13 protein-coding genes and 1 pseudogene are annotated in these 12,085 nt (G+C 50.0%); 2 read left to right on the top strand and 12 right to left on the bottom strand.

Annotation, left to right across the window (positions count from 1 at the left end; translation table 11 throughout):
* The 9 genes from fliN to fliF form a co-directional block, all read right to left on the bottom strand.
* Nucleotides 1-414 carry a flagellar motor switch protein FliN gene (gene fliN, locus FEK42_RS02635; RefSeq protein WP_130208597.1) on the bottom strand — a complete coding sequence of 138 codons (414 nt, stop codon included), beginning with the start codon at nucleotides 412-414 and terminating at the stop codon, nucleotides 1-3.
* On the bottom strand, nucleotides 411-1,415 hold the full coding sequence (gene fliM / locus FEK42_RS02640) for a flagellar motor switch protein FliM (RefSeq protein ID WP_130216469.1): 1,005 nt from the start codon (nucleotides 1,413-1,415) through the stop codon (nucleotides 411-413). Before fliM ends, fliN begins: the two co-directional genes overlap by 4 nt.
* 4 nt (nucleotides 1,416-1,419) lie before the next feature.
* On the bottom strand, nucleotides 1,420-1,884 hold the full coding sequence (gene fliL, locus FEK42_RS02645; RefSeq protein WP_135492736.1) for a flagellar basal body-associated protein FliL: 465 nt from the start codon (nucleotides 1,882-1,884) through the stop codon (nucleotides 1,420-1,422).
* A gap of 104 nt (nucleotides 1,885-1,988) precedes the next feature.
* Nucleotides 1,989-3,116: a flagellar hook-length control protein FliK gene (locus FEK42_RS02650; RefSeq protein WP_135492735.1), complete on the bottom strand. Its 1,128-nt coding sequence runs from the start codon at nucleotides 3,114-3,116 to the stop codon at nucleotides 1,989-1,991.
* Nucleotides 3,113-3,556, bottom strand: a complete 444-nt coding sequence (gene fliJ / locus FEK42_RS02655) for a flagellar export protein FliJ (protein ID WP_130208591.1) — start codon at nucleotides 3,554-3,556, stop codon at nucleotides 3,113-3,115. The genes FEK42_RS02650 and fliJ overlap by 4 nt, the downstream gene beginning before the upstream one ends.
* A 21-nt stretch (nucleotides 3,557-3,577) precedes the next feature.
* Nucleotides 3,578-4,948, bottom strand: coding sequence for a flagellar protein export ATPase FliI (fliI, locus tag FEK42_RS02660; protein WP_130208589.1), 1,371 nt, complete (start codon nucleotides 4,946-4,948; stop codon nucleotides 3,578-3,580).
* A complete protein-coding gene (fliH, locus tag FEK42_RS02665) occupies nucleotides 4,948-5,634 on the bottom strand; it encodes a flagellar assembly protein FliH (protein WP_130216477.1) in 687 nt (228 codons plus the stop codon). The genes fliI and fliH overlap by 1 nt, the downstream gene beginning before the upstream one ends.
* Nucleotides 5,627-6,622, bottom strand: coding sequence for a flagellar motor switch protein FliG (gene fliG / locus FEK42_RS02670; RefSeq protein ID WP_032184453.1), 996 nt, complete (start codon nucleotides 6,620-6,622; stop codon nucleotides 5,627-5,629). The genes fliH and fliG overlap by 8 nt, the downstream gene beginning before the upstream one ends.
* Nucleotides 6,615-8,273: a flagellar basal-body MS-ring/collar protein FliF gene (gene fliF / locus FEK42_RS02675; protein WP_130223611.1), complete on the bottom strand. Its 1,659-nt coding sequence runs from the start codon at nucleotides 8,271-8,273 to the stop codon at nucleotides 6,615-6,617. Before fliF ends, fliG begins: the two co-directional genes overlap by 8 nt.
* 214 nt (nucleotides 8,274-8,487) lie before the next feature.
* On the opposite strand from fliF, the gene fliE reads away from it, so the two are divergent.
* On the top strand, nucleotides 8,488-8,802 hold the full coding sequence (gene fliE / locus FEK42_RS02680; protein ID WP_135407098.1) for a flagellar hook-basal body complex protein FliE: 315 nt from the start codon (nucleotides 8,488-8,490) through the stop codon (nucleotides 8,800-8,802).
* A 17-nt stretch (nucleotides 8,803-8,819) separates the two neighbouring features.
* On the opposite strand, the pseudogene FEK42_RS22930 reads toward fliE, so the two are convergent.
* The 3 genes and pseudogenes from FEK42_RS22930 to FEK42_RS02695 all read right to left on the bottom strand — a co-directional run.
* Nucleotides 8,820-9,026 (bottom strand): annotated as a pseudogene (locus tag FEK42_RS22930) (integrase); the annotation flags it as partial.
* Nucleotides 9,027-9,154: 128 nt separating this feature from the next.
* Nucleotides 9,155-9,691, bottom strand: coding sequence for a DUF5384 family protein (locus FEK42_RS02690; RefSeq protein WP_097482087.1), 537 nt, complete (start codon nucleotides 9,689-9,691; stop codon nucleotides 9,155-9,157).
* Nucleotides 9,692-9,706: 15 nt separating this feature from the next.
* The gene (locus tag FEK42_RS02695) at nucleotides 9,707-10,225 is read right to left on the bottom strand and encodes a glycine zipper 2TM domain-containing protein (RefSeq protein WP_138158557.1); all 519 of its coding nucleotides are present in this window, start codon (nucleotides 10,223-10,225) and stop codon (nucleotides 9,707-9,709) included.
* A gap of 736 nt (nucleotides 10,226-10,961) precedes the next feature.
* On the opposite strand from FEK42_RS02695, the gene FEK42_RS02700 reads away from it, so the two are divergent.
* Nucleotides 10,962-11,639: a hypothetical protein gene (locus FEK42_RS02700; protein WP_138211730.1), complete on the top strand. Its 678-nt coding sequence runs from the start codon at nucleotides 10,962-10,964 to the stop codon at nucleotides 11,637-11,639.
* The last annotated feature ends 446 nt before the right edge of the window (nucleotides 11,640-12,085 follow it).

The following is a 12,085-nucleotide window of genomic DNA, read 5'->3' on the forward strand; positions in this document are numbered from 1 at the left end:
CTAACGGCTCAGGCGGCGCATCCGCTCGGACGGGGTAATGATATCGGTGATCCGCACGCCATATTTATCAGCGACTACGACAACTTCGCCCTGAGCAATTAAATAACCGTTGATCAGAATATCCAGTGGTTCGCCCGCCAGACCGTCCAACGCCACGACTGACCCTTGCGTCAGACGCAACAACTCTTTGATAGTCATTCGTGTGCGGCCCAGTTCGACGGTCAGCTTAACCGGAATATCCATAATCAGGTCGATATCCTGCAATGTTCCACTGACGTCGCCGCCGCCAAGCTGCTGGAACACGGCTTCAGCCGCGCTTTTGCCGCTTGTTGATTTTTGTTCGCCTAACGCTTCAGCCCACAGATCGTCCATTGCGCCGTTGTTGTCATCGGCCGGATTATTCAAGTCACTCATTTGGGCTGTTCCTCGTTCAGAGAATTCAAAATCGGGTTAATCAAATGTTCTATCCGTAACGCATACTGACCGTTGATGGTGCCGTACTGGCTGGTCAGTACCGGAACGCCGTCAACATGGGCGATAATGCGATCGGGTTTTTCTATCGGCAGGACATCGCCGGGCTTCAGCTTTAAAATCTGCGACAGGCGCAGCGAAATATCGGCAAAGTTGGCAACCAGCTCCAGCTGTGAATGCTGCACCTGGCGCACCAGGTTATCGCGCCAGTTCTGATCTTCATTACGCGAGTTTTCCAGCGGCGGGTTAACCAACAATTCCCTCAGTGGCTCGATCATGCTGAATGGCAGGCAGATATTAAATTCGCCGGTCAGGTTGCCAATCTCCACATGGAACGGCGTGTTAACCACAATGTCGTTCGGTGAGGTGGTGATATTGGTAAATTTCACCTGCATTTCGGAACGCACGTACTCGACTTCCAGCGGATTAATCGCCTTCCACGCGTCGCTATAGCCTTCAAGTGCCAGCTTCAACATGCGATTGATGACGCGCTGTTCGGTATGAGTAAACTCACGACCTTCTACTTTGGTAGGGAAGCGACCATCGCCGCCAAACAGGTTATCCACGGCGATAAACACCAGACTCGGCGAAAACACCACCAGCCCTGTGCCGCGCAGCGGTTTCAGATGGATAAGGTTCAGGTTGGTTGGCACCGGCAGGTTGCGGGCAAATTCATGGTACGGCTGAATGCGAATGGCCCCGACGGTAATGTCTGGGCTACGGCGCAGCAGGTTGAACAGCCCCATACGAAAATGGCGGGCAAAACGTTCATTGATGATTTCCAGCGCCTGTAACCGTTCGCGCACAACCCGTCGTTGGGTATTAGGATCGTACGGACGAATGTCACTTTCGCCGCTAACACTGGTTGTCGGTTCGTCTTTGACTTCGCTGTCACCATTCAACAGCGCATCAATTTCAGCTTGAGAAAGAATACTATCGCCCATGTCGTTATCGCAGAATAAAAGCGGTATACAGCACGTCGGTGACATCCTGTTTCGGTTGCCCGGCAACAAGCGGGGGGGAAAGTGTGGCTTTAATTGCGGCAATCAGTTGTTGCTTGCCTTCTTCCGTTGCCAGCACGGCGGCATCCTGGCGCGAAAACAGTAACAGCAAACGACTGCGGACTTCCGGCAAATACTCGCTCAACCGCGAACGGGTGGCTTCATCTTTCAGTCGCAGCGTTATGCCGATATAAAGTACGCGATCTGCATCGCCAAGATTGACCGTAAAAGTGTCTAGCGCATAGAAGACAGGTGAGAGCACGACGCGTTGCTGTGCTTTGTCGCCAGCGGTCACTTGTTGCGAATGCCAGTAGCTGTAACCCGCGCTGGCACAAGCCGCGAGAGTGATGAATACCAGGATCGGGAGCCAAAGCGATCGCCTGCTTTTCTTGCTTATCGCGTAATCAGTCATGTGTTGCGGTCTTCCTGTGTCGCTACTGCTTATCGGCTAATTATCCTGCGTCTTAAGTGTGGCAAAGCGGGGAAAAGACGCGGATTAAGGTGCTACCTCTGGCGTTAGGCGAAAATATCGACGCCACTATTGCCCGATGAAACTCTCTGAAGAGTTGTTGGAACTGGCAATGCATCGTCATCCTCGGTTGTCAGGCGTTCATGGCCTGCTGTGCGTGGACTTTGTTGTTGCTCGGAAGCTGCCTGCTGCTGACCGCTAAAACTCTCACCGCTGATATTGCTCTGCCCCAACTGAATTCCGCTTTCTGCCAGTTGTGTGCGCAGTACCGGCAAAGCCGCTTCCAGAGCGGCGCGCACGTGCTGATGCGGTGAAACCATCTGAATTTGCGCCTGGTTGTCATCCACCTTAAGGGAGATTTGCACTTCGCCTAAATCTTGCGGATGCAAACGCAGTTCGGCACTTTGTTGCCCCTGGCGGGTAAACAGCGAAATATGCTGGCTTAAGGATTGTTGCCATTCGTGGGAACCCAGCGGTGCGCTCAAAACAGGCGCTGCGACGGTGGGCAGTGGCTGCGTCTGGTGCGGAGTAATTAGCGGACTGGTGACAGTAGTAACAGGTGAAGGCGTGCTGATGATCTCCGCTTTACTCTGGGCTTCAGCGACCAGCGGTGTTAATGGCTGATCTGGCGCACCAGGGGCGTCGTCAGGTTGTGCTGTTGCGAGTTGCGCGGTAGTCAGTTTTGTTGAGAGTGCTTGCTTCTGCGTCGGTAACGCTGTGACAGGCGCATCAGTCACTTTGGGGGTATTGTCAAAACCGGGCAGCATAGCAAAAAGGGCGCTCAGGCTGGCGACAGAATCTTCATTAAGGTCATCCGTTTTATCGTCGGCGACCGTCTCCTTTTCTGGCATGGCTGCCAGCGTATTAACCAGAGCCGTCGTCAGCGGCGTTGTATCGGGTCGTGCTGCGGTTATTTCAGCCAGCGTTTCGTCAGTAGCGATGTGTAAATCAGACGGCAATACCCCGGCCAGAATTTCGCTGGCGCGTTCTTTACCTTGCGCGTGTGGGGTATCCACTGCAACCTGAAGCAATGGCGAAGCTTTGCCTGGTGCTGCATCTCCTGCTAATGCCCCGCTCAACAACGCAAGAAAATCCTGTGCCGTGTCAGTGGCGCTAGCACCGGGCAATGTGGATGTGTCAACGTCAGCGGTAATCAAGGGCGCTAAACGAATCATTCAGTTTTCCTCATGGCGGCGCGCTGGGCGAACTCGTCCATCTTTTTCTGATCGAGGCGGTTTTCTGCTAACAGGGCCGCCGTGGATTGCCGTTCTTGGAGGGTCTGCCAGGCCTGCAAACGTTGTTTCTTTTCTCGCCAGCTGTTCAGAGCAATGTCAACTTTCTGCGTCCACTGATTAAGCTGCTGGCGGTGCTGGGTAATGGCCTTTTCCAGCGTCTGAATGAACTGCTGGTAGTTGATCCAGCGATTACTGGTCATTCCTGCACTCATGTCGTTGTTCAGGTTACTGCGATATTCGTTTTGATAATCGATCAGCATTTTGAGTTGTTCTTCCGCCTGCTGACATCCGCGACGCATTTCACCCAGCAGGCGGGCCGCATTATCCACCTCTTTTTCTGCCAGATCTTTCAGGGTCGCCAGGGCGCCATGTTCTGCCATCTGCTGTTATCTCCTGCGTAATCACACCGTCGGAAAAATACGTTCCAGCCCCTGGAGAGAGTCTTCCCAGTCCGCGCGTTCAAAAATGCCTTGTTGCAAATAGCCCTCCAGCTGCGGCCACAAGGCGATAGCTTTATCGAGCATTGGATCGCTGCCTTTGGCATACGCGCCGACGCTGACCAGATCGCGGTTACGCTGAAAACTCGACAACAGCTGCTTGAATGTGCGTACCCGCGCGTAATGTTGCTCGCTGATCAACGCCGTCATTGCACGGCTGATTGAGGCTTCAATATCAATCGCCGGATAGTGCCCGGCTTCTGCCAGACGGCGAGACAGCACGATGTGACCGTCGAGGATCGCCCGCGCGGAGTCGGCAATCGGATCCTGCTGGTCATCGCCTTCGGTGAGCACGGTATAAAACGCGGTAATCGAGCCGCCGCCGCTGATTCCGTTTCCGGCACGTTCGACCAGCGCCGGTAATTTGGCGAATACCGACGGCGGATAACCTTTGGTGGCGGGTGGTTCGCCTATCGCCAGCGCAATCTCACGCTGGGCCATCGCGTAGCGGGTGAGGGAGTCCATAATCAGCAATACATGCTGACCACGATCGCGAAAATCTTCGGCAATGCGCGTGGCATAGGCGGCACCCTGCATTCGCAGGAGCGGAGAAACATCCGCCGGAGCGGCAATCACCACGGAGCGCGCACGCCCTTCGGCACCGAGAATATTCTCAATAAAATCTTTTACTTCTCGCCCACGTTCACCAATCAAACCAACGACGATCACATCGGCACGGGTGTAGCGTGCCATCATTCCCAGCAGCACACTTTTACCAACGCCAGATCCGGCAAACAGCCCCATACGCTGCCCGCGCCCAACGGTAAGCAGGGCATTAATTGGGCGCACGCCCGTATCCAGCACATGCTCAATCGGTGTACGTTGCAACGGGTTAAACGGCGGGGTAATCAGGGCGCCAGTTTCAGTCGTGTCTGGGGAGGGCAGACCATCGAGCGGTTTACCACCGCCGTCCAGAACGCGACCTAATAACGCCGGACCGAGCGGTAGCTGCTTGCCGCTTTGCAGCCCATCGCCGGAGATGTTTCTGGCGTAAACGCGTGCGCCGGGCAGCACGCCTTCCACTTCCTCCAGCGGCATTAAAAACAGCCGTTGACCGTTAAAGCCAACCACTTCGCTTTCTACTTCGTGCGTTTCAGTGCCGTTCTGACGTTCAATGACACAGGTTGCGCCGAGCGGCAGTTGCAATCCGGTGGCTTCCAGCACCAGCCCGGTGGCGCGGGTTAATCGCCCGTAGCGACGCACCGCAGGCAACTGCGCCATTTTGGCTTCGAAGTTATCCAGCGAGGTTAGCCAGCGAGTCAGCCGCGTGGTCATTACACCACTCCTGGCGCTGCCAGACGGCAGAGTTCTTGCCAGCGGGTGGCGACACTGGCGTCGAGATCGCCTTCATCAGCGGAGACTTTACAACCGCCAGGATGCAGGGTCGGGTCGCCGCGCAAGCGCCAGCCATGCAAACTTAAGGTTGCGCCGAGCATCTCATCAACACGTTGCAGATCATCCGGGTGCACGCGTAGCTGCGGTTTGCCGCTGAATAACGGTTCTTGCTGCAACAACTGTTGAATCTGTTTGATCAGTGCCGAGTTGTCCACCGTTGGCGTCTGGCCGATCACCTGACGCGCTGCCTCCAGCGCCATCTGCATCAGGCGTGAAGCAATCACGCTATCCAGCGCGTCAAGGGTGGTCTGAAACTCGCTGACCAGTTGCTGCATCCGGGCATGAATCGGCGCTTGCTGGGATTTTGCTTGTGCCAGTCCTTGTTCCAGCCCCTGAGCCAGACCTTCCTGATAGCCTTGTTCATGGCCTTGCTGGCGACCTTCGGCAATCCCCGCCTGATAACCTTGCTCGTGGGCCTGCATTTGCAGTTGTGCCAGTTGCTGCTCAAGGCTGGGTTCGGCCTCTTCAGTGACGGTTTCTTCTGGCTCCATCAGTGGCACAAACTCCGCCTGTGGTGGCGCGAGATCGTCCGGTGTCCAGGTTTTCCACGGCAGATTATCAGACATAGGTATCCTCGCCGCTGCCAATCACCATCTCGCCGGTTTCGGCAAGGCGGCGCACAATCAGCAGAATCGCTTTCTGTTCGTTTTCCACCTGCGACAGACGCACCGGACCACGGTTGGCGAGATCGTCGCGCAGTATATCGGCGGCACGCTGCGACATATTGCGCAGGAATTTCTCGCGCAGTGGCTGTTCTGCACCTTTCAGCGCGATCAGTAACGATTCGGAATCCACTTCCTGCAACAGACGCTGGATGCTGCGATCGTCGACATCCACCAGATTTTCGAACAGGAACATCTCGTCGATAATTTTCTGCGCCAGCTCGCCGTCAAATTCACGCACGGCGGTAATAACCGCTTCTTCCTGCTGAGTTTTCATCAGGTTGATAATTTCCGCTGCTGTTCTCACGCCGCCCATTTTGCTGCGTTTGAGATTCTGGCCATCGAGCAGGCCATTCAGCACTTCTGTCAGTTCAGCCAGCGCGGCAGGTTGTACGCCGCCAAATGTGGCGATACGTAGCATCACGTCGTGGCGCAGACGTTCATCGAACAACGCCAGAATATCGGCGGCTTGAGCGCGTTTCAGATGCACCAGAATGGTGGCGATAATCTGCGGATGTTCATCGCGAATCAGATCGGCGGCGCTCTGTGGCTCCATAAAGTTGAGCGTTTCAATACCGCTGGCAGTGTCGCGGGTTTCGAGAATATCTTCCAGCAGGCTGGCGGCACGCTCTTCGCCCAGCGCTTTGACCAGCACTGAACGCAGATAATCATTGGCGTTAATATTCAGTGCGGCAAACTGTTCGGCTTCTTGTTCAAACTCTGCCAGTACTTCAGTTAATTGTTTGTTGGAGATCTGCGAGACGTTCGCCATTGCCGCGCTCAGGGTTTGCACTTCTCGTTGGGACAGGTGCTTGAATACCTCTGCCGCCCGGTCTTCGCCAATGGTCATCAGCAGAATGACGCTTTTATCGGTGCCTGTCAGGTTACTCATGATCGTTATTTATCCACTGGCGAATGACCAGCGCCACTACGCGCGGATCGTTATCAGACATGTCGCGGATGCGCTGGCTCATTACCTCAGCCCCCAGACGTTGGTTAGCGCGGCGTTGTTGCAGTTGTTCGTCTTTGCTCAGGCGTACTTCCACTGCATCTTCCGTCTCCTGGCGAGTTTGTGTCTGTTGCTGAACGGCTTTCACCACCTCAGCGCGGCGGATTAATTGCGGACGTACCGCTTTACGCCACAGCAGCCACGCCACCAGTATCACCAGCAACCAGCGTCCGGCAGCCAGTAACTGATCGATAAACGCTTGTTGTTGCCAGAACGGCAACTCACCACCACTTTCATCACTACTGGTAAACAGCGAGTTGACGACATTGAGCGAATCACCGCGTTTTTCCGAAAAGCCCATTGCCTCGCGGGTCAGATCATCAATTTGTTTCATCTGTTCGGCGCTCAGTGGCAACGGTTTGCCATCCGGCAGCGTTTTGTAATTCACCACTACCGCGACAGACAGACGTTGCACGTCGCCGACGTTCATTTTGGTATGACGAATGGTGCGATCGACTTCGTAGTTGCTGGTTTCATTACGCTGTGTGCTGCGCGGCCCACTATTGCTGGTGGTGCTCGTCTGTTGCTGGCGATTGTTTTGATTTGCCGGAGGCGTACTAATCGGCGCGTTATTTGCAGGTGCGGGCTGATTAGACAATGCACCCGGCACGCCGCCCGGATAACCGGAACCGCTCTGCTCGCTTTCATTCAGTTGACGGGAACGAAGTGCTGCCTGTGACTCATTGCCATTAGGGCGATACTGCTCTTCTGTTTGCTCTTTACTGGCGAAATCCAGCTGCGCTGTGACTTGCGCATGAATATTGCCGTTGCCGACAATAGGCGACAGAATTGCTTCAATACGACGCTGAATGCGGCCTTCGACATCGCTGGTATATTTCAACTGAACATCATTGAGATCGCGCCCGCTGGTGTTGGACTGGGTTAACAGATGCCCACCTTGATCCACCAGTGTAACGTTACCCGGTGGCAGCCCAGCTACTGCACTGGAAACCAGATGCACAACGGCGCTAATTTGCCCTTCATCCAGCGCTCGTCCTGGCAATAAATTCACCGTTACCGATGCGGAAGGGGATTTTTGCTCACGGACAAATAAAGACGGTTTCGGCATCGCCAGATGCACGCGCGCCCCTTTTACCGGGCCGATGGTTTCGATGGTACGAGAAAGTTCGCCTTCCAGCGCTCGCTGATAATTCACCTGTTCGCTGAACTGGCTGATACCAAACTTTTCCTGATCGAGCAGCTCAAAGCCGACCGCCCCGCCTTTAGGTAAGCCTTGCTGCGCCAGACGCAGACGCAATTCGTGAACCTTATCCGCCGGAACTTCAATTGCACCACTGGCTTCACTAAAGCGGTAAGGGATGTTCATCTGCGTCAGTTGGCTGACGATCGCACCACCATCCTGATCGGAAAGGTTGCTGAATAACGTGCGGTAATCAGGGGCTTTTGCCCATAGAACTAACGCGACTATCACTGCCACTGCAGCGGAACCAGCAACAATCAAAGGGATTCTCGGATTCGCGCGTAGGCGATTAAGCCACTCAAGAGATTTTGTCTGGGCTGCAGTCGTATTCATCGCGCACCTCGCGGCAGATGAAAGACGGCGTTATTGGCAAAGTGGAACAAGACGCACTCCCGGGTCAGCAAACTCGAAAAATTGACGGCCTCATTATTTGTGGTTTTATTTTTTTCTATGCGCCAATTAACCCGGTTTTTTATCGTTATTTAACGCCTTTATCTTATTGACTTGCTGTTAATCTCTGCTACCAGAAATGGTCCAGGAGATGAATATGTCAGCCATACAGGGGATTGAAGGGGTTATCAGCCAGTTACAGGCTACGGCGATGAGTGCCCGTGCGCAGGAATCACTACCACAACCTGGCATTAGTTTTGCCGGACAGTTTCATGCCGCGCTCGATCGTATAAGTGATACGCAAACCGCCGCCCGCACCCAGGCAGAAAAATTCACTCTCGGCGAACCCGGCGTAGCGCTAAACGATGTGATGGCCGATATGCAAAAAGCCTCAGTTTCAATGCAAATGGGGATTCAGGTGCGTAATAAGCTGGTGGCGGCGTACCAGGAAATGATGTCCATGCAGGTGTAGGTTTTGTAACCTGTTGACTATACTTGTTTAATTACATCCGATCCCACAGCGTGGGGCATGGATGGGGCAAACTCACTCAATTTCTGGTTTAAAATGGATACCTGATCCTGATTGTTTTCTGCCATCCACGATCCGTAAACGCGATAAACCATCTGAGCATCAGAGTGTCCCATTTGCTTCGCGATGAAGTTTGGGTTAGCTCCAGCGGTCAAAGACCAACATGCAACTATGATACCGGAAGTTCACGCAATTTTATGATTGCTGTAAGGCTGCCAATGGTTTGACAGCCTTTTATATATTCCATTAACAGAAGAATATATTTTATGTGCACTGATTATAACCATGAATGAAATTAGTTAAAGAATCCGCTAGCTTCTTTTTCTTTGGCTTTTCCAGTACTTTTCATTAACTCCTTTCCACCTTCAGAAATATTTCTATTTGCATCTGCGTTGGATTGAAGGATGTCTGTCTGTGCAGCTTTGTTCTTCAGTTCTTGATCTATAAAGTCATTCTCTCTTTTGACTCGAGCTTCTTCTCGAGCTAAAGCCAATTTTAGTTTTTGAATCTCTAAGCTTCGTAATTCATTTTCATATGCGATGTCTCGTTTCTTATCTTCCTTAATTTCAGATTCTAACTTTTCGCGTGCGGCTTTTCTGTCTGCAGCAATAGCTGCAGCTTTTCTATTTTGTGCTTCAATTGCACTAGCACGTCGTTGCTGCTCCAGACGGGCTTCTCGCTCTAGATTTTCCTTATGTGCGTCATTTGCTCTTTTTTCTTCAGCGATTCCTTGTTGTTCTGCTTCAGCTACTGCCGCAAGTTGACTTTGTAAGGAACTGGCAAAACTGAGAGAGAAAGGTATAGCAACAAGAGCTATGAGTATTTTTTTCATGATGGATACTGTGTGTTATGCTTTTTCAGGGCAAGAGGCATTAGGCTGAATTCTAGTTTCATTATTTTTTGTCGAAATGACTACAGCTAAACCTGGGGTAAATTGACAAGATTTGCCCACTTGGGTTGATGTAAACATTTTTGTTCCATCTTTGTAGGTTAAAGAAACACCCTCTACAATAGATTTATCTTTTACAAGTGTACCCGCAGCTGCTCCAACTGCTCCCCCACCCACAGCTCCTGCTGCGGTTCCCAGATTACTTCCGGTTCCAACGTTATGTCCAGCCACCCCCCCAGCAACGGCGCCTAAAATAGCTCCGAAAGTTTGAGCTGCTTGTTTATTTGCAGTGTTGTCAACAGCAACTTTAGCGGGAAGAACAGAAATGATATTAACTGTTTTAGTTTCTTGCTTTGAATTTAATTGATTGGCTTCGTAAACGTCAGCAGCATACTCATCAGCATTTGATTGACATCCAGAGATGCCGGCAGATAGGCATAACATGATGATAGTTATTGATTTTTTGTGTGTAAACATTACGTTTCTCCTTTTTAGGTAAAATTGTTAAAGCGCGTATTTTTAGGATTAATCTCAAAAAAGTAAAGAAATAAATTATATTCGGATAATAAAAACAAATAAAATGTTGCCTAATTCGATATGGCTCACATTTTTCTGATGTAAAAAATGAATAATTATATATGTCAAGTCATCATATTAATAACCTGAGTAGTAACAGATAATAAGTGGTTAATTTGTGTTAAGGCAGGAAAAATAGTTATCTATTAAGGTAGAAAAGATGTTTGTAACATTTGTTATAATTTACTGCAGGGATTTGTTTGCTATTTAATGTAAGTTTGCAATTAGTTGAAATATAGCATATGCATTTCTGTAATTTACATGGTCGATATTTGTTCACTTATAATGCAATATGCTAATTTCATGTATCTGCAGATATCTACTGTTTGACTGAGAAATGTAGTTTTTTACGAGAGGATTTGAATCTACAAGACCCCCATGGCAGCGCGGCACTATCACATGGGGACTGCTTTGTGCCAGAGGCGGAAGTTCCTAACATCATGCTGCATTAGTTTAAGGGGAGTAGGTCGGCACGCGTAACGAAGTTTCTCATACTGAATGTGAGCGCATCGATGTTTGTCGATGTAGTATGCTTGGAACTTGTTTGATTTTATTTCCTGTGATGCTTTTCAGCATAATAGCTTCCTAGTTTACCTAGGAATATATGATGAACTATTTTTATATTTAAGGATTTACTTTGAAATTAAAGTCTGCTGCAGAGAGAATAAGAAGAGATAGTTTAAATGCATATTTTAAACGCATAAATTGGAGGTTTATGGACGATCGAGTTCAAAGGGAGTTTGAAATTTTAAATGCTGACACTCATAGTGCCGATATCTTTGGAAACCTTTACATTAGCAGATCAAAAGATGATGAACCAATCAAATCATCTAATCTTATTAGTTCACAATATATTAATTCGACTCATATTTTTACTGGGGTCAGATTCTTGGGTTTTAACATATCATCATCTGACAACAAAAGATTAGAAGTTGCATTCGAAAGGAATGCTCAATTATGGTATTCGCAGGGACCATCCGGTGATGTTCTTGTGTTTGTTGCGCCTTATCAATCTAATGCTGGGAAAATCAATGAAACTGAAATAATAATAGGTAAGTATCAAAACCCATCCCAAATAACACCCAAACACATAAAAAAACATTTTTCCATATATTGTAGGTATTGTACATCCACTGCACAGCATTCTGCTTCCAATATGAGCAATTATATTTATAGGCAATACCTTATTTTTAATGACTTTAGATTCAAGTCAACATATAGATATAAAATTATCAAAACGGTTGAGAGATTTTTAGTTCTTATCTTGGCAGGGGCTGCTATATGGGCCTCCCTTTATGCTGGTGGAAAACTATAGTGAATCAATACTCACCAAAATCTCGGACTGAGACAAGTATTAAACTTTTAAAAGCACTCCTTTGTCTGCTTCTCGCTCATAACAGACATTCACTTCAGTTGTGGCAGAAAGGTATGCATGCTGGGGAAGGGGAAGTCGTGAAAGAAAAGAAGACAGCTGCGTCGTTTGACATCACTGCTATCTTCTAACTGGTTATGCAGGTCGTAGTGGGGGGCACACAAAGCTTTGCACTGGATTGCAAGGCTTTGTGCTCTTCGATGCTGAGTGGTGGGGCATATATGGGGCAAATCACATCGTTATATCTACGGCGAACTACGATGCTTGATGTTTCAGTCAACTCTAACTGCCTGTTATCTGGTGTGCTCTTGGGCGATATTTGTGATTTATGAAAAATACATGGTCATATGATGAGCATGCAGGTGTAGGTTTTGTAACCTGTTGACTAT

Origin of the sequence: Escherichia sp. E2748 (assembly GCF_005781125.1) — a bacterium.
Classification (GTDB): Bacteria; Pseudomonadota; Gammaproteobacteria; order Enterobacterales; family Enterobacteriaceae; genus Escherichia.